Here is a 25,200-nt window from a genome sequence, read left to right as displayed (position 1 = left end):
TTATTGGTATTTTATTTTAATAAATCTGCTACATATGGCATTAAAGCTAAGTGACGAGCTCTTTTTACAGCTACAGATACTTTTCTTTGGTACTTTAATGATGTTCCTGTTAAACGTCTTGGTAAAATCTTACCTTGTTCATTTACAAACTTTAATAAGAAATCTGGATCTTTATAATCTACATATTTAATTCCTGATTTTTTAAAACGACAATATTTTTTCGTTTTGTTTGTGTCTATATTAAGCGGAGTTAAATATCTAATTTCTCCGTCTTTTTTTCCTTTAGATTGTTGTTCTATGGATGATGACATAATTAAGCTTTTTGTTTAAGTTTTTCTCTTCTTCTCTCCGCCCAAGAAATAGCATGTTTATCAAGTGTTACTGTTAAATAACGCATAAAACGCTCATCACGTCTAAACTCTAATTCTAAGGCACCAATTACGTCGCCGGGAACAGTGTACTCAAATAAATGATAAAATCCACTTTTCTTGTTTTGTATTGGATAGGCTAATTTTTTCAGCCCCCAATCTTCTTTAGCTACCATCTTAGCTCCGTTAGAAACAAGAAAATCTTCATATTTCTTTACTGTTTCCTTTATCTGATCTTCAGATAAAACGGGATTTAAGATGAAAACAGTTTCATAATGATTCATAAAAATCGTTTTTATTGTTAAAAATTGGCTGCAAAAATAATCATTTACTACATATAATACAACAATAATTTCACTATATTTGCTATGTTGTGAAAAACGTTAAAATTTTGTTAAATCACGCAGTTTAACGATGTTTTTTGGTTTTTACCCGAATTTTTTGTACTATTGTCGATATCTTAACCGAAATAATATAAATGTTATGACTTTAAACTGTGTAGTAGTAGACGATTCCGCAATACAACGTCTCTCTATTGTTAAGCTTGTAGAGAATCACCCCGCTCTAAACTTAATAGCAGAGTACAGTAGTGCCTTAGAAACCAAGAATGGTTTAAACACGCACCAAGTAGACCTAATCTTTTTAGACATTGAAATGCCAGTGTTGAACGGATTTGAACTTTTAGATGTATTGAACAACAAACCTCAAATTATTTTTGTAACCGGTAAAACTGAATATGCTTTTAAAGCATTTAATTATGATGCTACCGATTATTTACATAAACCAATTACAAGAGAGCGTTTTAATATATCTGTAGAAAAAGCCCTAGAGCAGCACAAATTAACCCAGGACTTTAATGAAGAGGAAGGGGAACACATCTTTGTTAAAAGTAACCTTAAAAAACGTAAGGTTTACATAAAAGATATAAAGTGGATTGAAGCGCTAGGTGATTATGTAAAACTTGTAACAGAAGAAAATAGTTTGGTAGTCTTATCTACTATGAAATCTTTTGAAAAAGAATTACCAGAAAATAAATTTTTGAGAATTCACAAATCCTATATTGTCAATCTTGATAAAATAGACAGGTTTAACAGTAAAAATGTTGAAGTTGGTGCTTATGAAATTCCTTTAAGCAGGAATAAGAAAACCCAACTGGTAGACGCTTTAAACAATATCTAAAAGCAACCTTGAATTTTAAAAGTTAGAAGTTATCGACATTTAAAATTACTTTAACCGACCGAAAATCTTTAATACTAAAGAAGCTGTTATTTATTTTAATAATAGCTTCTTTAGTTTTTGATAATGATTGCTTTTTAGACACTTTAATTAAAATATTTTTATGAAACTGGTTTCTAATCCTTCCAATAGGAGGAGACTCTGGTCCTAAAACAAAATCGCCAAAAACCTGCCTTAATGACTTGGCAAACCAAATAGCCGCACTATCTACTCTTGAGTAGTCCTTATGTTTTAAAGTTATTTTAATTTGCTTAAATACTGGTGGATATTTATAATTGTACCTGTCATTCATCTGCTCATCAAACATCTGGATATAATTATTGGTAGATACTTGTTGTAATATATTATGGTGTGGATTATACGTTTGTATTAAAACCTTTCCTCGTTCATCTGTACGCCCTGCCCTTCCAGACACTTGCAACATTAGTTGAAAACTTCGTTCATGAGCTCTAAAATCTGGAAAATTCAACATATTATCTGCATTCATGATACCAACAAGTTTTACATTCCTAAAGTCCAGACCTTTAGTTAACATTTGTGTTCCTACCAATATATCAATCTCTTGTTGCTCTAAAGCTGTTATAATTTTTTCATAGCCATACTTTCCCCTTGTAGTATCTAAATCCATCCTTGCGACTTTAAAATCTGGAAATAAGGCCTTAGCTTCTATTTCAATTTGCTCTGTTCCAAAACCTTTACTATCTAATTCGGGACTGCCACAAGCCATACATGTTTCCAACATCGCCATAGTATATCCGCAATAATGGCATCGCAACTGATTTCTATATTGGTGATATGTTAAACTAACATCGCAATTCGGGCACTGGGGGGCATGTCCACAAGAATTGCACTCTACAATAGGCGAAAACCCACGACGATTTTGGAACAGTATCACTTGATTGCCTTCTGAAAGGGTTTCTGTGATTTCTTCAATAAGTCGATCACTAAAATGCCCTTTCATGCGTTTTCTTTTGAGTTTATCTTTGATATCGACCAACTCTATATCTGGCATTAACACATTGTTATAACGCTGAGTTATCTCTACAAACCCATACTTATTTTGCTTAGCATTGAAATAACTCTCTAAACTTGGTGTCGCCGACCCTAATAACGCTTTTGCTTTATGGAGATTAGCCAAAACAATAGCTGTATCGCGCGCATGATATCGTGGAGCGGGATCAAATTGCTTAAATGATTGTTCATGTTCTTCATCAACAACAATCAAACCTAGATTATTAAATGGCAAGAATATAGAAGATCTTGCTCCTAATATTATTTGTGCCTTTGTGCTATTATTTAAAACATGGTTCCAAACCTCAACGCGTTCTTGCATAGAGTACTTAGAATGGAATACTGCCACTTGCTCCCCAAAATAGTTTTGCAATCGCTTTATCAATTGTGCAGTCAAAGCTATTTCTGGTAACAAGTACAATACTTGCTGCTTGTTATTTAATGCTTCTTCTATAAGCTTTACATAAATTTCTGTTTTTCCAGAAGAAGTCACCCCGTGCAGCAATACAACATTATGCACATCAAATAAATTTCTTATTTCATTTAGCGCCTGTTCTTGATAGGTATTAAGATATTTAGAAGATTCATTATCTCCGCCAGAATACTGCACCCTGTCCGTTTGAATATAGTATTCTTCTAAAACCCCCTTGTCTATCAACGCCTTTATAATAGCAGGGGATGCCCCACTCTCCTTAGATAAATCAGATACTTTAACAGGCTTTTTTGTTATTGCAGAAACTGAAAATAACGTCATAACAACTTGATGCTGCTTAGGCGCTCTAGACAAATCATCCAATAAATTTTGAAGCGCACTTTCTGAAGAGAAATTAGCATGCAACTTCACATAACGAACCAATTTAGGTTTATATTTTTCATAAACTTCTTCTTCTACACAAATAACATTTTTTTCTATCAAGCGGTTGATTACCGGAAGTACATTTTTTATTCCTAAAATATTGGATACATCATGGATTTTTAATGAGGATTGATATTGTAAAGCTTCAAAAACCAAAAACTCATCATCTTTCAAAATAGATTCGTCAATAGATTTATCCTTGTTTTTTGTTATAATTGTTTCACTCTCCAAAATAAAAGCACTTGGCAGTGCTGCCCGCATTACATCTCCTAAGGTACACATATAATAATTTGACACCCATTGCCACAAGTGCAATTGCGTTTCATTAACAATAGGGCTTTCATCTAATATCTGATGAATATCCTTAGCCTCATAAGCTGTTGGGGTTTGGGAATGTATTTTATAGACAATACCTGTGTATATTTTAGACTTTCCAAAAGGAACGGCTACTCGCATTCCAATTTTCAAAAAATCAGATTCACTCACAGTAATGCTATAAGTAAACAATTTTTGCAGTGGAACAGGAATAATAACATCTATATAATACTGCATAAACTACTTCCTTTTTCTTAATTTATTTAAAGATGTATTCAACTCATGTCCAAGCAAAAGGATATTGGCATTAAGCCACAAATAAAAAAGAAGAATTAACAACGCTCCAATAGAACCATATAATTTGTTATACTGACCAAAGTTTTCAATATAAACACCAAACAAATAAGAAGATAAAAGTATCAACAAAGTTGTAAATAAGGCACCAATAGAAAAAAACTTAGAATACTTCCCCTCTTTAGTACCGAAATAATACAAAGTAGCTGTAGCTATATATACCATAATCACAAAAAATACATATTTGGCTAAATTAAACCAAAACACGCTTTGCGTATCAACTTCAAAGCCCTTGTCGTGCAAAGTGTCTAAAAGCTTTTGTACAATGTAAATTTGAAAATACCCCAATACAACAATAGTAACTATAAGCAAAAAGGCCAAGATTAAAGCAACCCCTAAGGCATATATATACTGTCGAAACACATTACGCGTAAGCTGTTCATGATAAGAGTTTTCAAACCCCGAAAACGCAGCATTAACACCATTGGCCATTAGTGCTATGGATAGTATAAAAACAGACGACAATAAGCCCCCCCGCTGTGTTTGATCTATATTTTCAAAAATGTTTTGAAAGAAAAAATCTGATGTAGTAGGTGGCAAAAAAGACTCTAAAAATCGTAAAAACTCAATCTTAAAATCATCAATAGGCACATACGGTATTACAATTAGAACAAATAATAAAAAAGGGAATAGCGCAGTAAAAAAACTAAACGCAATAGCACTGGCCCTTGTTGTTAAAGCGCCTTTTACAATGCCTGTAATGTATAACTCTAATAAATCGTAAAAAGACAACCCTTCTAGTCCCGGTAATTTAAGTTGCTTAAAAATCCTTACTAAGATATTAAGAACCGGGATTTTATCCAGTTTGTCTTCGATAGGTTTGGTCATTAATAATTTGCATTTAGAATAAAGCAAAGTTATTAAAATTTAAACCCATTACCCTAAAAGAATAATTGAATTAATAAACCTGTTAAAAGCATGAAACTACTTTATGGCTTTTAAACTCAAATCCATGTTATGGACAGAATGAGTCAACGCACCACATGAGATGAAGTTAACACCACATTCTGCATAAAACCGTATGGTAGACTCATTTATATTTCCTGATGACTCAGTAAGACATTTGTCCCCAATCATTTTTACAGCCTTCCTGGTATCTTCATAATCAAAATTATCCAACAAAATTCTATAAACACCATCAAGCTTCAAAATCTCTTCAACTTCAATTAAATTTCTGGCTTCAACCATAATCTTTAAATCTTTACCTGTATCTTTTAAATACTGCTTACTCATTTCAACAGCATTGGTAATACCTCCAGCAAAGTCTATATGATTATCTTTGAGCATAATCATATCGTACAAAGCGTATCTGTGGTTTTCTCCGCCCCCTAATTTAACGGCCCATTTTTCTAGAACACGAATTCCTGGCGTAGTTTTTCTGGTATCTAAAATTGTGGTCTTAGTGCCTTTTAGCAAATCAACAAACATTTTAGTTTTTGTTGCTATAGCACTCATACGTTGCATAGAGTTTAATACGGTTCTTTCCGCTTTTAAAATGGATTGCGAAGGTCCTTCAACATACATAACAATATCTCCATACGTTACTTCCGACCCATCTTCTATAAGAATATCTAACTTTAAATTTTTATCAACATATGCAAAAACCTTTTTTGCAAAATTCACACCGCCAATAATACCTTTATCTTTAACTAAAAGCTTGGCTTTACCTCTTGCATTTTCTGGAATACAAGCTAACGAACTGTGATCTCCATCGCCCACATCTTCCCTAATGGCATTGGCAATTATAGACTTCACTTCCTGATCAAACTGCTCTTGTGTTATCATAATTTAAAGTTGGTTTGCAACAAAAATAAGAAATTGATTTACTTTATTAAATTTTACATTTACGATTTTTATAAATTTTTCTCATTTAATTTCAATATTCATAAATACTAAATGCTAATTTTGTTATTATGACCATCAAACTCATAGCTATAGGAAAAACCGATAATGAGCATCTCCAATCTTTAATTGATGTTTACAAAAAACGATTGGGCTTTTACATTAAATTTACCATTGATATAATTCCAGATATCAAAAATGTAAAAAACTTAAATGAAGAACAGCAAAAAGTTAAAGAAGGTGAGCTTATTTTAAAAAAACTAGCTGCAACCGGTTTTTTAGTGTTGCTGGATGAAAATGGCAAACAATTTAATTCTGTTACATTTTCCGAATATTTACAAAAACAGATGAATTCAGGTATTAAACAACTCGTATTTGTTATTGGTGGGCCTTACGGGTTTTCAAATGCCGTTTATAAAAAAGCAAATGGGAAAATATCTTTATCTAAAATGACATTTTCCCATCAAATGGTTCGTTTGTTTTTTACCGAACAACTTTATAGGGGTTTTACAATATTAAAAAACGAGCCCTATCACCATCGGTAACTTCAATAGGTTTTATAAACTTGTTTTCTTTTTTTCAATTGACGCTCCAAGTCTCCTATAGTTTCTCTTACCGCTACTTCAAAATTATGCTCATTTGAAGTTGCAAAAACTCTTGGACCAGGTAAACTCAACTCTATATTACAAATTTTACCAGCATCATTATCATTATCTTCTTTTTTAAAGTGAACTGAAGCACTAATAAGAAATTCATACCTATCAAATAGCTTTCTTAACTTTTCTTCTGTAAAAGCTGTTAGTGTTTCACTTACATCTACATCAACATATTGGAAATTAGTAGTCATAATAATTATAGTTTAATTTATCTTATCAAATTTAGTTAGGTGTTTATTCATTTTAGATGATTTTCGTCATACAATATAAACTTTTAAAATGAATCCTATTGGTATCTTTGATGTTAAATTATTTCAAATCTTTTAAAACCGCTAGCAATACCGTATCGCTCAATCTTTGCTTATAATCTACATTTGTATATTCAAACAAAATCTCTCCCTTTGTATTCACCACAAAAACACTAGGGACAGGTAAAATGTTGGTGGCTTCAAATTTCGTTTTTCTTTCAATATAGGGTTTAGCACTTTCGGGGGTTGAAAAACCAATACCCATATCCTGAATCAATTTAGCGCCACTATCTGAAAACACTTTGTAATTGGCATCCGCATCTTCAATAGTCGGTTTTAAGCGCATGTAATTATCTGGACTAACAGCTACAATTTGATAGCCTAACTTTAAAATATCATCTTCCACAGAAGCCAAACCAGCCAATTGCCTGTTACAATAAGGACACCATCCTCCTCTGTAAAATACAAGAACTGTTGGCTTTTCAGCGATAAGGCTTTGAAGAAAAACCATATTACCGTCAGTATCTTGTAAAGTTGCCTGGGGTAGTGTTTCCCCTATTAACAATGGACTAACATCTTCAGCCTTGGTGGGTACTTGTGCATTTCCTGCTAATGCTATTAAAAAAGCTGTTACTACTAAAAATTTTGTTTTCATTGATTTGTGGTTACATTAATATTAAAAATACTAAACCTTTGTCTTTGTATAGACAAAGGACTTACAGTATTTCGTTTATTTTTTTGATTATTTTAAAATCATAACCTTATTTTTGATGCAAAACACTTTACTATGCAACTTGTTTTCGCAACTAACAATTTAAATAAACTAAAGGAAGTACAAGCCTTAATACCTAACCACATTAGGCTTTTAAGCCTAAAAGATATTGGATGCTTAGAAGACATTCCCGAAACCCAAAATACCATTGAAGGCAATGCCATTCAAAAGGTCAACTACATTAAAGAACACTATGGTTATGATTGCTTTGCAGACGATACAGGACTAGAAGTGGCATCTTTAAATGGCGAACCTGGTGTGTTATCTGCACGGTATGCTGGCACACAACGTGATGCAAACGACAATATGGACAAGTTACTTGCCAATTTAAAGCATAAAGACAACCGTAACGCACAGTTTAAAACAGTTATAGCCTTGCAACTAAACAACAAGTTGCAAACTTTTACGGGTATATGTAAAGGTGAAATCACTACAAGCAAAAAAGGCTCCAGTGGTTTTGGCTACGATCCTATTTTTAAACCCAAAGGTCACGAAAAAACATTTGCCCAAATGGATTTAAGTCTTAAAAACAGTATTGGACACCGCGGAAAAGCCATCAACCGACTTGTTGCATTTTTAAATTCTTAAAAAATAATTACAAAAAAGTTAAATGCTATTGGTTGTTAATATTCTTTATGTTAATTTTAAATTATGACAGAGGAAGAAATAGAAAAAGAAAATGCGTCTATCACCAAAGCCTACAAAGAGTTATTAAAAGTTAGTTATACCACACTTACAAACGACGATAAAAAACTAATACGTAAAGCTTTTGAAGTAGCCTTAGATGGTCATAAAAATCAACGGAGAAAATCTGGGGAAGCCTATATATTCCACCCCATTGCCGTTGCCAAAATTGTTGCCCAAGAAATTGGATTGGATGCCACTTCCATAGCCTCTGCCCTATTGCATGATGTTGTAGAAGACAGTCCCGATTACGAAATTGAAGATATTGAAAAACAATTTGGCAAAACCGTGGCAACCATCGTAGACGGACTCACAAAAATATCCTCCCTAAGCAAGGAAAAAGACATGGACGTGTCCTTGCAAGCCGAGAACTTTAGAAAAATGTTGTTAACACTTAATGATGATGTACGTGTTATCATTATTAAAATAGCCGATCGTTTGCACAATATGCAAACCATGGATGCTATGCGTACCGATAAGCAAGAAAAAATAGCCTCAGAAACCTTGTATATCTATGCGCCATTAGCTCACAGAATAGGGCTTTACAACATTAAAACCCAACTCGAGGATTTAGGCTTAAAATATACCGAACCAGATGTTTACTACGACATTCTAAACAAAATAAAAGAAAGCAAAGAAGAGCAAGATCTTTATATAGAACAATTTAGTGAGGTTATAAAAAACTCCTTAGATAAGGAAAAACTAGACTACACAATTAAAGGAAGGCCCAAGTCGATTTTCTCTATAAGGCGGAAAATGATAAAACAAGGCGTCTCTTTCGATGAAGTTTACGACAAATTTGCCATTAGAATTATTTACAAAAGTGATTCCGATAGTGAAAAGTTTTTGGCTTGGAAAATCTACTCTATAGTAACCGACCATTTTAGGCCAAACCCCATACGCTTACGCGACTGGATATCCTCACCAAAATCCACTGGCTATGAAGCCCTGCATATAACTGTTATGGGGCCAAAAGGACGCTGGGTAGAAGTACAAATTCGTAGTGAACGCATGAATGAAATTGCAGAAAAAGGATATGCAGCGCACTACAAGTATAAACAAGAGGACGAGAAAGAAGATAGCCTAGAGGACTGGATTAACAAATTACAGGAAGCCCTAGAAAGTCCTGAAACCAATGCGGTAGACTTTGTAGAACAATTTAAACTAAACTTATATTCTAAAGAAATATTTGTTTTCACCCCTACAGGCGAACTAAAATCACTGCCAAAAGATGCCACGCCTTTAGATTTCGCATTTAGTATCCATACCGAAATAGGTATGAAAACCCGCGGAGCAAAAGTTAATGGAAAATTAGTACCACTTAGTTATGTACTCAAAAGTGGCGATCAAGTAGACATCCTAACATCCGAAAGTGCCAAACCCAATGCGAATTGGCTAGACTACGCTACAACGGCAAGGGCAAGAAGCAAAATAAAATCTGCCTTACGAGAAGACAAAAAACGTATTGGTGAAGAAGGCAAAGAGTTACTTAGAAGAAAATTAAAGCAGTTAAAAATAACACTTAATGAGTCTTCCATAAACCAATTAGTAAGTTATTTTAAGCTTAAAACCAGCTTAGATTTATTTTACAGGGTTGGCATTGGCACCATAGATAATACTATGCTTAAAGATTATGCCGCATCACGAGGAAATACCCTCATGGGCTATCTTAAAAATAAGATCACCAGAAAAACACCCGCAAGCATTAATAAAGAGATCATAGAAAAAGAAGAGGTTACTTCCAACTACGACTCTTTGGTTTTTGGCAAAGAAGAAGAAAAATTAGATTATAAATTGGCGAATTGCTGCAACCCCATCCCAGGTGATGATGTTTTTGGTTTTCTAACTGTTTCCGAAGGCATAAAAGTCCACAAAAAAAACTGCCCGAATGCCTTAAGCCTGCAATCCAATTATGCCTATAGAATTATGATTGCCAAATGGATAGATTCCTCACAACAAGAGTTTATGGCAAACATTGTTGTTTCTGGTATAGACCATATTGGCCTTGTTAACGACATCACCAAAATAATTTCCGAAAACATGCACGTCAATATGAAAAGCATCAGCTTTGAAAGTGATGATGGTATTTTTTCAGGAAAAATCAATGTTGTGGTAAAAAACAATACCCTATTAAAAAAGCTTTTAGAAAAACTAAAAAAAATTAATGGTATAGATAAAGTTACTAGAGTGTAAAAAAAGTGTAAATTTGCAACGAAATTATGAGTGCAGAAGCTGATATTAAAAACCAAGAAATCGTAAAAAGTGTTTTTACCAACTTTTTAGAGAATAACGGACATAGAAAAACGCCCGAACGCTACGCTATACTGCAAGAAATTTACAATAATAAAGATCATTTTGATATAGAGTCCCTATACCTCAATATGAAAAACAAAAAGTATCGGGTATCTCGAGCCACTCTTTACAACACCATAGAATTACTTTTGGAATGTGGACTGGTAAGAAAACACCAATTTGGTCAAAACCAAGCGCATTATGAAAAGTCCTATTTCGATAGACAGCATGATCATGTAATACTAACCGATACCGGTGAAGTTATTGAGTTCTGTGATCCACGAATTCAATCTATAAAAAAAACAATCGAAGAAGTTTTCGATATAAAAATTAACAATCATTCACTTTATTTTTACGGAAATAGAAAAACGCCCGATAGCAATCGGGACAAATAACTCTAAATTTAATATTTTAAAATGGCAGTAGATTTACTACTAGGATTGCAATGGGGTGACGAAGGCAAAGGAAAAATTGTTGACGTACTAACCTCCAACTACAATATCATTGCGCGTTTTCAAGGCGGTCCCAATGCTGGGCACACACTCGTTTTTAATGGAAAAAAACACGTTTTACACACCATTCCCTCAGGGATATTTCACGATGGCACCACTAATTTAGTTGGCAATGGCGTTGTTATAGATCCCGTTATTTTTAAAGGGGAATTAGACAAGCTGGAAGCCCAAAACGTAGACTATAAAAAATCTTTGGTCATTTCACGTAAAGCGCACATCATTTTACCAACACATCGTATTCTAGATGCCGCTAGTGAAGCCTCTAAAGGAAAAGCCAAAATTGGCTCAACACTTAAAGGTATAGGCCCTACATATATGGATAAAACAGGTAGAAATGGTATTCGAGTGGGAGACTTAGAATTAAGCGATTGGAAAGCGCGTTATAGAGCTTTGGCCGATAAACACGAATCCATGATTGCCTTCTACAATGTAGATATTGAATATAACCTGGCAGAGCTTGAAACCGAATTCTTTAAAGCCATCGAAGTGCTAAAAACATTAAAGTTCATCGATTCCGAAGAATACATTTGCCAAGCACAAAAATCAGGAGCATCCATACTAGCAGAAGGCGCACAAGGCTCTTTACTAGATATCGATTTTGGAACCTACCCATACGTAACATCAAGCAACACCACTGCGGCCGGTGCCTGTACAGGCTTGGGCGTAGCGCCCAACCAAATTGGTGAAGTGTTTGGTATCTTTAAAGCATACACTACCCGTGTAGGATCTGGTCCATTTCCTACCGAGCTATTCGATGAAGATGGTGCTACCATGAGCCGTGTTGGTAATGAGTTTGGCGCAACCACAGGACGCCCAAGACGTTGTGGATGGCTTGACCTTGTAGCCTTAAAATATGCGTGCCAAGTTAATGGCGTTACGCAATTAATGATGATGAAGGGCGATGTACTTTCTGGATTTAAAACCCTAAAAGTATGTACTGCCTACAAATATAAAGGTGAAGTGATTTCACATTTCCCTTATAATATTGAACCAGAAAATGTAGAGCCAATCTATACAGAACTTAGCGGTTGGAATGAGGATTTAACAGGCATGTCTGAAGCAGATCAATTACCAAAAACCTTAAACGAATATATCGATTTCTTAGAAAAAGAGCTGGAAATCCCCATTACAATAGTTTCTGTAGGGCCAGATAGAAAACAAACCATTTTTAGGAAACAATTGGTTTAATAAACGCATTTTTCATCATTAAATCCCAGGATATCATATGCATTCCTGGTACAATGTCATTATTTTCCGGGAGGAACCATTTTTTTGTGGTTACCTCCCATTTTTTTTCGGGAGGAATCATTTTTTAGTGGTGCAATGTCATTTTTTTTTCGGTACGAGCCGTTTTTTGATGGTGCAGTGCCATTTTTTTTCGGGAGGAACGATTTTTTTCCGGGAGGCATGATTTTTTTGACCAAAACAATTATACATCATAATTATCGTTATTTTTGCGACAAACTTTTTATATTTTGAACAAACTACAATACTTATACTTCATCTTTTTTATCTGCCTGTTTGCAGCATTACAAGTAAATGCACAACAAAAAAGAAAAATTGAAATCAAGTATTCTGGTAGATTGGATATAGACGAAATAAATTATCCAGGTGCAAAAGTTTTAACGCGTGACGAATCGCAGCAAGTGCATATTGCACACGAAAGTATTAATATGTGGGCAGACAAAGCCATTTATTACGGCGATGAAAATTTTATTGAAGCTTACGGGAACGTAAAAATGATTCAAGGTGACACCATTAACATGACCTCTAAATATGTGGAATACAGTGGCAAATCCCAATTAGCATTCGCCAGTGGTAATGTGGTTTTAAAAGACCCTAACTCTACCATTACAACAGACACCTTGTATTTTGATCGGATAAAACAAGAAGCCTTTTACAGAAGTGGCGGTACCGTTGTAAAAGACACCTCGGGTACCATAACCAGTAGGATAGGGCGCTATCTTATGGAAATAAAAAAATACCGATTTGTAGAAGATGTTGTTTTGGTTAATAAAGATGCCACAATAAACTCAAACTTTTTCGATTTTTATTCTGATACCGGCCACGCTTATTTATACGGGCCCTCTACCATTGTTACAGAAACCAGTAAAACCTATTGCGAAAAAGGCTTTTATGATACCGAAAACAAAATAGGTTATGCTTTAAAAAACTCGAAAATAAACTACGACAACCGTATTATTGAAGGCGACAGTCTGTATTTTGACAATAATACCAGCTTTGCATCAGCAACCAACAATATTAAGGTGACGGATACTATTAATAATACTGTGGTTAGAGGACATTATGCTGAAGTCTTTAAGGAAAAAGATTCGCTTTTCATTACCAAGCGTGCTTTGGCCGTTACCAAACAGGAAAACGATTCCATATATATTCATGCCGACAAAATAATGGTTACGGGCAAACCCGAAAACAGAATTTTAAAAGCATACTACAATGCCAAAATATACAAATCGGATCTTAGTGGCAAAGCCGATTCCATTCACTCAAACCAAAAAACAGGCCTTACACAATTAATAAATTTAGAGCGTTTTGCTCCAAGCGATCAGTTCGCTACCAAACGCAGACCTATTTTATGGAATATTGAAAATCAAATGACTGGAGACACCATTCACTTAATTTCAAACACAGAAACAGAAAAACTGGATTCCTTGCTTGTTTTTAACAATGCATTTATAATTAGTAAAGACACGCTAAGTACCGATGGCTACAATCAAATTTCAGGAATGCGGTTGGTAGGCTTGTTTAATGATGATAACGAATTACACAAAGTCAATATTACAAAAAACGCCCAATCCATTTTCTACGCCCGTAACGAAAAGCAAGAACTTATTGGTATAGACAAAGCAAAATCCGGAAGCATATCCATACTTTTTGCCAATGGCGATATAGAAGATTACACAAGGTTTAACCAAGTAGATGGCAACTTGTATCCAGAATCCAAATACCCTCCAAAAGAAAAACGCCTAAAAGGCTTTGATTGGCGCGAAGAAGAACGCCCTTTAAGTGTAGAGGATCTATTTAAAGATGATGAACCTATAAAATTGCCAATTATTAAAGGCTTGGATGACTATGTTCCTGAAAAAGACTTTTTTGACAAAGATTTATTAGATCGTATCGACAAGGCCGATAAAGAAGCCAACGATGCTCAAGGCGAAACACCAAAAGCATCAAGAAATCTGCCAAAGAACATACAGAAAAAGAGACCGCAAGCAAAACCAAATGCAGCCTCTAAATAATAGCCATGAAGTCAGACTTCCTAAAATATCAAGCACAAACATCATCCCATCCTTTAGCTATGGAAATATCCCATGCTAAAGGAAGTTATATCTATGACGCCAATGGCAAGGCTTACTTAGATTTTGTAGCTGGTGTATCGGCCACCCCGCTTGGTCACAACCATCCCAAAGTTATCAATGCCATTAAAGTACAATTGGATAACTATATGCATGTGATGGTCTATGGGGAATACGCACAAAAAGCCCCTATAGAACTTGCTAAGCTTTTAGCTAAGCATTTACCAAACACCTTAAACAAAACCTATTTAACAAACTCAGGTACCGAGGCCATAGAAGGTGCATTAAAGCTAGCCAAACGCGCTACAGGACGCAGTGAAATTATAGCGGCCCACAAAGCGTATCATGGCAATACTATGGGGGCCATGAGTGTTATGGGCTATGAAGCACGTAAACAAGCTTTTAGGCCACTATTGCCCGATGTTTCTTTTATTACATTCAACAACAATGAAGAGCTATCACAAATAACCACCAAAACGGCCTGTGTTATTTTAGAAACCATACAAGGTGGCGCTGGTTTTATAGAGCCAAAAGACGATTATTTAAAACAGGTTAAAAAACGTTGCCAAGCCGTTGGTGCCCTGTTAATTCTAGATGAAATTCAACCAGGCATTGGTAGAACGGGCAAACTCTTTGGTTTTGAAAACTACAATTGCATACCAGATATATTGGTTATTGGTAAAGGTTTAGGTGGTGGTATGCCCATAGGGGCGTTTATAGCATCCACTAAACTAATGGACCTACTAAAAGAAAACCCAAAACTGGGGCATATAACCACATTTGGGGGCCACCCTGTTATTGCCGCATCAGCACTAGCAACACTAAAAGAAATAACCGAAAGTCAATTAATCCAACAAACCTTAGAAAAAGAGTTACTTTTTAGAAAACTACTGGTACATCCGCTAATAAAGGAAATACGGGGCAAAGGATTAATGCTCGCACTTATATTACCTTCTGAAACGATTGCAAATGCCTTAATTTTAAAGTGTCAAGACGCCGGTTTAGTACTATTTTGGTTGCTTTTTGAAGGAAAATCTGCAAGAATCACCCCGCCTTTAACCATTTCAAATGACGAAATTGTTAAAGGATGCACCATAATCACGACCGTTTTAAATCAAATTCAGGAAGAAATATAGTTGTTCAAAACACTGTAAATCAATAAAAAAGACTGGTTTACTAGTACCAAAACTACAACTGTTCATTACTTTGTTAAAAACATTTGTTCAATCTACCTCAAAAAAAAGAATAGAAGCTTAAATTTATTCATGTAGAACATTTACAAATGTGCTTATGGAGTTTAGTCATGATGACAACAACAATTTGCCGCTAACTAAGTTTGAATCGATGTTAAAAACCAATCACGTGTTATTCTTCGATTCTGAGGAATTTGAAAACATCATTCATTACTATCTAAATCAAGGAAAAGTAGCTTTAGCTAAAAAGGCTATAAAATTAGGTTTAGACCAACACCCCACCTCTATCAACCTAAAGCTTTTTCGAGTTGAAATTTACGTGTTTGAAAATAAGCTTGTTGAAGCAGATGTTTTATTGGATGAGCTCTACAGCCTAGATCCTGCCAACGAGGAGATTTATATTCAAAAAGCCAATATTTTTTCAAAAAAAGACAAACATGAACAAGCTATTGAAGTCTTGAAAAAAGCTTTAGAGCTAACTGATGATTTGGTGGATATTTACTCTTTAATAGGTATGGAGTACCTGTTTTTGGACAAATTTGAAGAAGCTAAGGAATATTTCATGAAGTGCCTGGAAGAAGACCTAGAGGACTACTCGGCACTATACAACATTATTTATTGTTTTGATTATTTAAATCAAACAAAGAATGCTATAGAGTACCTTAGTGTTTTCTTAGACAAAAATCCGTATTGCGAAGTTGCCTGGCATCAATTGGGCAAACAATATTACGCGCTTAAAAAATACAAAAAGGCATTAGCTGCATTTGATTTTGCTATCATTTCAGATGATACCTTTGTAGGTGCTTATCTAGAACGCGGCAAAGTACTGGAAAAACTTAAACGTTTTGAAGAAGCCATAGAAAATTACAGTCTAACCTTAAAATTAGATGAACCCACATCATTTGCACTATTGCGAATTGGAAGTTGTTATGAAAAATTGAAAAATGATGAGTTAGCTGTACAATACTATTACAAAACTGTACATGAAGATCCACTTCTTGACAAGGGCTGGATTGCTATAACAAAATATTACAACAGAAAAAGAAACTACCAAAAAGCCTTATATTATATAAATAAAGCCATTAACATTGATTCTGAAAATGTTAACTACTGGAAATTGTATTCGCAAATTAACCAACGCCTAAACTTCTATGAAGAGGCTGAGCGCGGATTCAAAAAAACACTTGAGTTAGGTAATTATGAGCTTAGTACATGGCTTTCCCGTGGCGACCTATTGATAAAGCTAGGTGAAATGGAGGCTGCTGCGTATAATTTTGAGCAAGCCACAGAATTTTACCCAGAAAATGCCGAACTGGAATACCGTTTGGCTGGATTATACTTTTTGTTAAACGAAAACGACAAAGGCACATTTCATCTAAAAAATGGCATTAAATATAATGAAGACTACTCGTTTATAATCGACGAACTTTTTCCAGAGGTAGCCAACAAACTACTTGTTAAAAATTTACTAAAAGAAAATCAATAGATAAACGTCTGCCTAAAATCCATACCTTTGGATTTGGCTTAAAATTCAAACCATGCAAAGGCGTTTCAAAGATTACCTTATTATCACCTTAAAGGGATTGGCCATGGGTGCTGCAGATGCAGTTCCTGGTGTTTCTGGTGGTACCATTGCTTTTATTTCCGGTATTTATGAAGAATTAATTTCTACCATTAGCAATATTAAACCCTCACTTATCAATACCCTATTAAAAGATGGCATAAAAGCTTTTTGGAAACAAGTAAATGGTAATTTTATTTTGGCACTCTTAGGCGGCATCATTATAAGCTACGTGTCATTTATGAAACTTGCCAAATACCTTTTAGAAAACGAACCGGTTTTAATCTGGTCATTCTTTTTCGGGCTTATTGTTGCCAGTATCTTTTTTGTTGGAAAACAAATAACAAAATGGAACGCCATGGCCGCAATAGCGCTTTTAATAGGTACGGGCATTGCCTTTTACGTCACCATGTTACCTGCCATGTCAAACAATAATCATTCCTGGTTTATGTTCGTTGCAGGAGCCATAGCCATATGTGCCATGATATTGCCCGGCATATCGGGCTCTTTTATTCTAATTATTCTAGGAGCATATAAAGCGCTAAGTGATGCCATTCATGACATAGACTTTAAGAAGTTGGTAATTTTCTTCTCAGGGGCCGTTATAGGGTTGCTAAGTTTCAGCCACATATTAAAATGGCTTTTCAAGAACTACCGAAACATTACGCTGGCATTGCTTACTGGGTTTATATTTGGATCATTGAACAAAGTCTGGCCTTGGAAAAAAACCTTATCATGGCATACCGATTCAAAAGGTATTAAATCGCCTCTACTGCAAGAAAGTGTTTCACCGTTTTCATTTGATGGCGATAACCAAATTGTATTTGCCATTATCTTAATGGTTCTAGGATTTTTAACTATTTTTATTTTGGAAAAAATAGGATCAAAAAAACAATAATGGAAAGTACCCGTACACTTAAAGATAAAATGTTCCTCGTTTTAAAAGGTCTGGGCATGGGCGCAGCCAATAAGGTTCCTGGCGTATCTGGAGGCGTTGTTGCTTTTGTTGCTGGTTTTTACGAAGAATTCATCTATTCACTGAAAAAAGTGAACAGAAAAGCCTTTAAACTATTGTTCAATGGGCGTTATAAAAGTTTTTTCAATTATATAAATGGGCGTTTTCTAAGTCTTTTGTTTTTAGGAATGGTCATTAGTTACTTTAGTGTTTCAAAGGTTTTAGATTACTTGATAAAATACTACGAATTGTATGTTTGGAGCGTTTTCTTCGGAATGATTATCGGCTCCATTTATTATATAAATAAAGATTTTAAAGACTGGAATTATAAAACCTACATTACTTTGGCCATAGGTATAGTAATTGGTTTAAGTATTAGCTTTTTAAATCCCGCTACACAGAATGACAACCTATGGTTTGTGTTTTTTTGTGGTATCATTAGCGTATCGGGTATGACACTGCCCGGTTTTTCAGGGTCTTTCATTCTCATTCTCCTAGGAAATTACGTATTGCTGCTGGTAGACTCCGTTAATGCTTTATTCGATACGTTTTATGAAGTTTTAGGAGGCAACTTCGAGTTTATCAATAATTCTGAGCGTATCCGACTGCTGGAAGTCTTAATTGTGTTCACTTTAGGATCGGTTACAGGTTTAGTGGCATTTTCACATATATTAAGCTACATTTTAAAGCATTATAAAAGTATTACCATTTCGGCCATTATAGGTTTTATAATTGGTTCTTTGGGTGTTGTTTGGCCCTGGAAAGAGACCATCTATAAACTTAACCCCAACGGCGACTTTCTTCTAGATTCCACAGGAGAAAAAATAATAGAAAATTACAAACGTTACATTCCCGAATTAAATAGTGAAACTTATTATGCAATAGCTTTTGTTTTTCTTGGAATTGCTATAGTTTTAGCATTGGAATATTACGGACAAAAAACCAGGAGAATACATGAATAAATTAGGGCTTTTAGGGAAAAATATTTCCTATTCTTTTTCAAGGGCATATTTTAAGAAGAAGTTTGAAGACGAACAAATTACCAATACAACTTACGAGAATTTTGATATTGCATCTATAGAAGAGTTCCCTTCCATTATACAGAACACCAAAAACCTAAAAGGTTTAAACGTTACCATTCCATATAAAGAGGCGGTTATACCTTACTTAGATAAGGTAAATGATAAAGCCCAAGCCATAGGGGCCGTAAACACCATAAAAATAGCTAAAAACGGACAGCTTATAGGTTATAATACAGATTGCTACGGTTTTGAGAAATCATTACAACCTTTCTTAAAAGCGCACCATAAAAACGCTTTAATTTTAGGTACAGGAGGTGCCAGTAAAGCCATTGCATACAGCTTAGAAAAACTGGGCATTCCATTCCATTACGTCTCTAGAAAGCTATCAAATGGCATCGCTTTCACCTACCGCACACTAACTGAAGCTAATGTTAGCGAACATCAAATCATAATCAACTGCACGCCTTTAGGCACCTTCCCCAATATTAAGGATTGCCCCAATATTCCCTACAGTGGTATTACGAGCAATCATATTTTATTCGATTTAATATACAATCCAGAAGAAACCCAGTTTTTAAAACTCGGAAAGCAAAACCAAGCAACCTGTATTAATGGATTAAATATGCTAAAACTACAGGCAGAAAAGGCTTGGGATATATGGGGTTTAGTATAAAAATTGTAATTTATTATCACAATCGGCTTTAGTACTGTACAAATTACTTTGTAAATAATTTACTAGTTAGTATCTTTAACTCAAAAGAAATTGTACGAACCCTAACATTTTTTAAAATGTCTGATATAAATAAACTGCCAAACGCAGATGGAGAAGATGATGGTATCAAGAACGAAAACCAATCTAATTCAAACATAGATGAGCAAAAATCAGTAGAGCCCCAAGACACAGAAACAATAGATAATTCTGCTGACGAGGATACTGATGCCTCAAAAGTTGCTAAAGAAACGCATGCGGATAAAGCAGCCAATTCAGACACAAATGGTGACGGCATTGATGAAATTGAGGAGTCTAATGCCGAAGATGCAGAAGACGAAGGCAATAAAGAACGCCATACCATTGAGGTGAAAGCCTACGATACCATGTCGCTGGAAGCACTTGCCATTGAATTGGAACGCCTTTTAAAAGTTGAAAAAGTTCAAGCTATTAGATCGCATGTTGATAGCATAAACAGTGAATTTAAAAGTAAATTCCAAGCGCTCTTAGATGAAAAAAAGGAAGATTTCTTAAATGATGGAGGAAACGAAATTGATTTCTATTACTCCTCACCTGTTCAAAAACGTTACAAAACAGCCTATAAAGAATATAGAAAAAAGCTTAACGAGCATTATCAAAATATTGAAAAAAACCTAAAACAAAACTTAGCTGAAAAGCTTGAAATTATTGAAGAATTAAAAGGGTTAATAAATGTTGAAGAAAACATCAATACCACTTACAAACACTTTAAAGAGCTTCAAGAACGATGGCGTAATACTGGCCCCATTCCAAGAGATAAATACAACAATGCATGGAACAGTTACCACCACCATGTAGAGATGTTTTATGATTTTCTACATCTAAATAGAGACTTACGCGATTTAGACTTTAAGCACAATCTGGAAAGAAAGTTAATGATTATTGAACGTGCTGAGGAATTGGCAGAAGACAGTAATGTAATGCGTGCCTTTAGGGAATTGCAAGAACTTCATAAAATGTGGAAAGAAGAACTTGGTCCGGTAGACAAACAGTATCGCGAAGAAATTTGGGAAAAGTTTAAAGCTGCAACAAAAAAGATAAATGATAAACGCCAAGCCTACTATCAAGAAATTGATAAAGTTTACGAAAAAAACCTTGAGAAAAAGCTTGAAATCATTGAAAACATAAAAGCTGTAACAGCACAAGAAAGTAATACCCATAGTGTTTGGCAAAAGAAAATCAAGGAAGTAGAAGCTTTGCGTGAGGACTTTTTTAACGCTGGGAAAGTTCCCATTAAAGTCAATGAAGACACTTGGGCCAAATTCAAAGAAGCTGTAAGGACTTTTAACCGGCAAAAAAATGCGTTCTACAAAGGCCTTAAAAAAGAACAATACGAAAACCTTCAGAAAAAATTAGACTTAATTAAAATTGCTGAGGATAATAAAGACAGTGAAGACTTTGATATTACCACACCGCTGATGAAGAAAATTCAAAGCGATTGGAAAAAAATTGGCCATGTGCCCCGCAGAGATAGTGATAAAATTTGGAAACGCTTTAAAGCCGCCTGCAATTTTTACTTTGACAAGCTACACGCTAGTAGAAATGCTGCAAACAAAGAAACCTTAGATGCTTTCAACAAAAAAATAGCGCTTTTAGAAAAGCTTAAGAAGACAACATTATCTGGAGATAAAAACGAGGACATAGAAACGATCAAAGAGTTTATAAATAATTGGAAAACCTTAGGTAAAGTCCCCAATGATAAGCGCTACATAGAAGGTAAATTTAATAAGGCTGTGGATGATTTACTATCGAGTTTAAAAATGGACAAGAATGAGGTTGAAATGATTAAGTTTGAAAACAAATTAGACCATATTGATACATCTATTGATAACAAAGATTTAGATCAAGAACGTTCTTTTATCCGTAAAAAAATTGATGAAGTAAAAAGCCAAATAAACCAATTGGAAAACAATTTACAGTTTTTCACCAATGTTGATGATGATAACCCTGTAGTTAAAGAGGTTCGTAATAATATTAAATTACACAAGGAATCTTTAAAGCTATGGAAAACAAAGCTTCGTAAAATTAAAGAACTGTATTAGTTTACAGCAGACTAATACATAACTATAAACTTGAACTATGGCACACAACAATGTATTGTGTGCTATTTTTTATTCAATTAAATTATCGTACCAAACTAAAATGCCCACGATATATTTTAACCTCGCCATTTACAGAAACCAACTCAGCTAAAAACCAATAATCCGAATTTGGTAATACCTCACCATTAAACAGGCCATCCCAAGAACCGTTATTGGCACTTAACTGCTTAATTAATTTACCGTAACGATTAAAAACCTTAACATTAGAGACACTTGTATATATATTTCCTAAACCAATAATTTGCCATCTATCATTTCTTCCGTCATTATTGGGAGTAAAAAATTTAGGAAACCCAAGTACAAAAACATCAATTGAAGTAATTCCACAACCATTCTTATCCCGCACATAAACCGTATGTGCACCTGCCTGTACATAATCAAAATAAGCTTCTTCTTGGTAGGGACCGCTTTCACTATCTAAAGCAAATTCATAATCACCTATACCCAAACGTTGGTTAGAATTATCAATAGTAATACTGTTATTGTTTGAGTTTTCAACAATTATAATATCCGTATCAGAAATAATTGCCTTATCAGATACCTCTACTAAAACAGATGCTATAGTACTACAACCTTTACTCGAAGTAACAACAACGGTGTATAATCCACCTAAACTAATTTCTAAATATGGTAAATCACTTAAAACCTGTCCGCCATTGTCTATCCATTCATAAGTATAATCACCTTTAGGGTTGAAGGTCGTTAGAGTTTCCGTAGTACCCAAACAGTAATTTACTGGAGATGCAGTCACTTCAAATTCCGGTACATCATACACTTCTAAAGTAACTGGTGTTCTTGTACCGCTAACACAGTTATTATGTTCGGCTTCAACATAATACGTTGTTGTGGTATTTATACCTGAAATGGTATAAGATGTGCCTGTATACAACAAATTACCCCCTGTTGGAGCATCATACCATTTTACAATACCGGCAGATACTGTTGCATAAAGCATCTCGTCATCACTACCACACTTAAAATTATGGGTCACCGAATCTATAGTCGGTGTTGGCGTTACTGTTGCTGTAACCACCACCCTACTACTGGGCTCACAACTACCAATAGTAGTCGTTACATAATATGTTGTGGTTGCATTTATAGTTACATTGTAAACATTACCACTATGCAAAGGCGTACCGCCTGTTGGAACATCAAACCACAGTACATTACCCCCAAAAGATGCTGTAGCCTCCAGATTTACCATACCACCGTCGCATATAGCGTCCGATTTGGTTTCTTCAATATATGGCGTATATATGCTGGTACTGGCGGATATATTTAAGACCGGATCTCCTGGCATACCACCGTATTCTACAATATAGCCTTTGGGTTGGTAGCTACCGCTCACAGCTCCTGTATTAGATAAATCATTCCATGATCCTGGTATACCTACCCCTGCAGCTGTAATATGGGCATAATCTTCATCTCCTGCTTGATTGGGCTCATAGTTATTGGTATTCCAAAAAGCATAATTAGGTGTATAACCATCCCCATTACCATACCAAAAAATAGTACCTGCTTCTGGGCCCGTAACCCATTTCCAAACACCTTCCGTCTCTTCATCACTACCACCAATCCATCCAGCACCGGCTGCTTGTTTTCCTGCTAGCTGTGCTTCTTCTTCCATAGTTAAGGTTGCTAAATAACCTTGTAATCCAAAATAAGTTCTGGAAGCAGCTTCTGCTTTAGCGGCCGACCATGTAATGCCCAAAGAGGGTACGTATTCGTAATAATGGTCCGTTTTAGGTAAATAATTAGCATCTCCTACGGTTATGGAAAAGCTCTTATTAGTAGGGGTACTACTGGTACTCTCAAAAACAATATCCTTTACTGCTGCTATATAATCCACATAGGTCACCGGATTAGATGTGGCAGGTTCCAAAACCAATTTACCTTCCAGTGTGCTCCATGTAGCCACTATACTGGGGTGTGTGCCCAAAAGCATTAAGGTGTCTTCACCAGATACATAGCCTTCAGATATTTGTATGTAAATGGCATCGGACTCCGTATCATCGGGATCAACTACATCAAAATCCGTTACAATATTAATTTGACTATTAGGACAATAGGGTTGATTTCCTGAAGCCGACAATACTGGCGCTATATTTTGCGACCACATTAAACTAGGTAGTAACGTACAAAACAGTACACTTAAGAATGTCTTTTTTGATTTATTCATTCAAAGCTATTATTAAAACCAACCTACTATAGTTTTTTTGCTTCATCCCAAAACACATCCATTTCTGTCAAAGACATGTCTTTTAGTGATTTATTAAGGGCTTGTGCTTTATTTTCTAGATATTGAAAACGTTTAGAAAACTTCTTGTTTGTACGCTCTAGAGCATTTTCAGGGTTTATGTTTAAAAACCTGGCATAATTTACCATAGAAAACAATACATCACCAAATTCGCTTTCCATAGCGTCTTGGTTACCATGATCTACTTCTTCTTTAAATTCAGTAAGCTCTTCCTGTACTTTTTCCCATACCTGATTAGGCCGTTCCCAATCAAAACCAACACCTGCCACTTTTTCCTGTATTCTATTTGCTTTTACCAAAGCAGGTAAACTATTGGGTACGCCTTCTAAAACACTTTTCTTGCCCTCTTTAAGCTTTAAATTTTCCCAGTTACGTTTAACATCGTCTTCATTTTCAACTTTTACATCACTGTAAATGTGGGGGTGCCGACTTATTAATTTTTCACAAATACTATTACAAACATCAGCTATATCAAAATCGTTTGTTTCACTACCTATTTTCGAATAAAATACAATATGCAGCAGCACATCGCCTAATTCCTTTTTTACTTCTTCTAAATCGTTATCTAAAATAGCATCACCTAACTCATATGTTTCTTCTATGGTAAGATGGCGTAAGCTTTCCATAGTCTGTTTTTTATCCCAAGGGCATTGCGCACGCAACTCATCCATAATGGTCAATAATCTATCGAATGCTTTAAGTTGTTGTTCTCTTGTATTCATTTAAAGTATTTTGGTAAAAATACAATTATAAAATCAACTTCTTAATAAGCTAAGAACAAGTCCTTTGTAAGTTATTGACAACTTGTCCATAAGTTATAATCAAGTTGGTTTTAAGTTATAAACTTAATGTTTATAGTACATAAATAAAAAATCCAGCTGTAGCGCTGGATTTTTTAT

The 25,200-nt window shown here is 34.9% G+C and carries 22 protein-coding genes; 13 read left to right on the top strand and 9 right to left on the bottom strand.

Annotated elements, in window-relative coordinates; translation table 11 throughout:
* Positions 1–11: 11 nt before the first annotated feature.
* Positions 12–311 carry a 30S ribosomal protein S18 gene (gene rpsR, locus AC5SR4_RS12925; RefSeq protein ID WP_495356692.1) on the bottom strand — a complete coding sequence of 100 codons (300 nt, stop codon included), beginning with the start codon at positions 309–311 and terminating at the stop codon, positions 12–14.
* 2 nt (positions 312–313) lie between these two features.
* Positions 314–652 (bottom strand): 30S ribosomal protein S6, encoded by a 339-nt coding sequence (rpsF, locus tag AC5SR4_RS12920; protein WP_495356691.1) that lies wholly within the window; start codon positions 650–652, stop codon positions 314–316.
* Between the two features lie 199 nt (positions 653–851).
* On the opposite strand from rpsF, the gene AC5SR4_RS12915 reads away from it, so the two are divergent.
* Positions 852–1,547 carry a LytR/AlgR family response regulator transcription factor gene (locus tag AC5SR4_RS12915; protein ID WP_495356690.1) on the top strand — a complete coding sequence of 232 codons (696 nt, stop codon included), beginning with the start codon at positions 852–854 and terminating at the stop codon, positions 1,545–1,547.
* A 22-nt stretch (positions 1,548–1,569) separates the two neighbouring features.
* Here the strand turns inward: AC5SR4_RS12915 and priA are convergent, their stop codons facing one another.
* The 3 genes from priA to nadC all read right to left on the bottom strand — a co-directional run bounded on the left by priA (position 1,570) and on the right by nadC (position 5,925).
* A complete protein-coding gene (gene priA, locus AC5SR4_RS12910; protein ID WP_495356689.1) occupies positions 1,570–4,023 on the bottom strand; it encodes a replication restart helicase PriA in 2,454 nt (817 codons plus the stop codon).
* Between the two features lie 3 nt (positions 4,024–4,026).
* The gene (locus AC5SR4_RS12905) at positions 4,027–4,968 is read right to left on the bottom strand and encodes a YihY/virulence factor BrkB family protein (protein ID WP_495356688.1); all 942 of its coding nucleotides are present in this window, start codon (positions 4,966–4,968) and stop codon (positions 4,027–4,029) included.
* 96 nt (positions 4,969–5,064) lie between these two features.
* A complete protein-coding gene (nadC, locus tag AC5SR4_RS12900; RefSeq protein WP_495356687.1) occupies positions 5,065–5,925 on the bottom strand; it encodes a carboxylating nicotinate-nucleotide diphosphorylase in 861 nt (286 codons plus the stop codon).
* Positions 5,926–6,053: 128 nt separating this feature from the next.
* Between nadC and rlmH the strand changes: the two genes are divergently transcribed.
* The gene (gene rlmH / locus AC5SR4_RS12895) at positions 6,054–6,527 is read left to right on the top strand and encodes a 23S rRNA (pseudouridine(1915)-N(3))-methyltransferase RlmH (RefSeq protein WP_495356686.1); all 474 of its coding nucleotides are present in this window, start codon (positions 6,054–6,056) and stop codon (positions 6,525–6,527) included.
* Between the two features lie 2 nt (positions 6,528–6,529).
* On the opposite strand, the gene hpf is transcribed toward rlmH, so the two are convergent.
* Both hpf and AC5SR4_RS12885 read right to left on the bottom strand, forming a co-directional pair.
* Positions 6,530–6,829 (bottom strand): ribosome hibernation-promoting factor, HPF/YfiA family, encoded by a 300-nt coding sequence (hpf, locus tag AC5SR4_RS12890; RefSeq protein ID WP_495356685.1) that lies wholly within the window; start codon positions 6,827–6,829, stop codon positions 6,530–6,532.
* Between the two features lie 118 nt (positions 6,830–6,947).
* Positions 6,948–7,541 (bottom strand): peroxiredoxin-like family protein, encoded by a 594-nt coding sequence (locus AC5SR4_RS12885; protein WP_495356684.1) that lies wholly within the window; start codon positions 7,539–7,541, stop codon positions 6,948–6,950.
* A 132-nt stretch (positions 7,542–7,673) separates the two neighbouring features.
* Here AC5SR4_RS12885 and AC5SR4_RS12880 point away from each other — a divergent pair, with 132 nt between their 5' ends.
* The 11 genes from AC5SR4_RS12880 (at position 7,674) to AC5SR4_RS12830 (ending at position 21,984) form a co-directional block, all read left to right on the top strand.
* Complete coding sequence (locus AC5SR4_RS12880) at positions 7,674–8,246, top strand: non-canonical purine NTP diphosphatase (protein WP_495356683.1); 573 nt, start codon at positions 7,674–7,676, stop codon at positions 8,244–8,246.
* Between the two features lie 63 nt (positions 8,247–8,309).
* A complete protein-coding gene (locus AC5SR4_RS12875; RefSeq protein WP_495356682.1) occupies positions 8,310–10,535 on the top strand; it encodes a RelA/SpoT family protein in 2,226 nt (741 codons plus the stop codon).
* A gap of 26 nt (positions 10,536–10,561) precedes the next feature.
* A complete protein-coding gene (locus AC5SR4_RS12870) occupies positions 10,562–11,029 on the top strand; it encodes a Fur family transcriptional regulator (protein WP_495356681.1) in 468 nt (155 codons plus the stop codon).
* 21 nt (positions 11,030–11,050) lie between these two features.
* Positions 11,051–12,334: an adenylosuccinate synthase gene (locus AC5SR4_RS12865; protein WP_495356680.1), complete on the top strand. Its 1,284-nt coding sequence runs from the start codon at positions 11,051–11,053 to the stop codon at positions 12,332–12,334.
* Positions 12,335–12,621: 287 nt separating this feature from the next.
* A complete protein-coding gene (locus AC5SR4_RS12860) occupies positions 12,622–14,406 on the top strand; it encodes an OstA-like protein (protein ID WP_495356679.1) in 1,785 nt (594 codons plus the stop codon).
* 5 nt (positions 14,407–14,411) lie between these two features.
* Positions 14,412–15,599, top strand: a complete 1,188-nt coding sequence (locus tag AC5SR4_RS12855; RefSeq protein WP_495356678.1) for an aspartate aminotransferase family protein — start codon at positions 14,412–14,414, stop codon at positions 15,597–15,599.
* A gap of 154 nt (positions 15,600–15,753) precedes the next feature.
* Positions 15,754–17,142 carry a tetratricopeptide repeat protein gene (locus AC5SR4_RS12850; RefSeq protein ID WP_495356677.1) on the top strand — a complete coding sequence of 463 codons (1,389 nt, stop codon included), beginning with the start codon at positions 15,754–15,756 and terminating at the stop codon, positions 17,140–17,142.
* 52 nt (positions 17,143–17,194) lie between these two features.
* A complete protein-coding gene (locus tag AC5SR4_RS12845; protein ID WP_495356676.1) occupies positions 17,195–18,115 on the top strand; it encodes a polyprenyl-phosphate transporter in 921 nt (306 codons plus the stop codon).
* Positions 18,115–19,134: a DUF368 domain-containing protein gene (locus tag AC5SR4_RS12840; RefSeq protein ID WP_495356675.1), complete on the top strand. Its 1,020-nt coding sequence runs from the start codon at positions 18,115–18,117 to the stop codon at positions 19,132–19,134. The genes AC5SR4_RS12845 and AC5SR4_RS12840 overlap by 1 nt, the downstream gene beginning before the upstream one ends.
* The gene (locus AC5SR4_RS12835; protein ID WP_495356674.1) at positions 19,127–19,867 is read left to right on the top strand and encodes a shikimate dehydrogenase family protein; all 741 of its coding nucleotides are present in this window, start codon (positions 19,127–19,129) and stop codon (positions 19,865–19,867) included. Before AC5SR4_RS12840 ends, AC5SR4_RS12835 begins: the two co-directional genes overlap by 8 nt.
* A gap of 116 nt (positions 19,868–19,983) precedes the next feature.
* Positions 19,984–21,984 (top strand): DUF349 domain-containing protein, encoded by a 2,001-nt coding sequence (locus AC5SR4_RS12830; protein WP_495356673.1) that lies wholly within the window; start codon positions 19,984–19,986, stop codon positions 21,982–21,984.
* Positions 21,985–22,066: 82 nt separating this feature from the next.
* Here AC5SR4_RS12830 and AC5SR4_RS12825 read toward each other — a convergent pair whose 3' ends face one another.
* The gene (locus tag AC5SR4_RS12825; protein WP_495356672.1) at positions 22,067–24,223 is read right to left on the bottom strand and encodes an Ig-like domain-containing protein; all 2,157 of its coding nucleotides are present in this window, start codon (positions 24,221–24,223) and stop codon (positions 22,067–22,069) included.
* A gap of 26 nt (positions 24,224–24,249) precedes the next feature.
* Positions 24,250–25,023, bottom strand: a complete 774-nt coding sequence (gene mazG / locus AC5SR4_RS12820; protein WP_495356671.1) for a nucleoside triphosphate pyrophosphohydrolase — start codon at positions 25,021–25,023, stop codon at positions 24,250–24,252.
* Positions 25,024–25,200 lie beyond the last annotated feature (177 nt).

The organism is Aestuariibaculum scopimerae (assembly GCF_059428085.1).
This window is presented reverse-complemented; position numbering and strand designations above follow the sequence as displayed.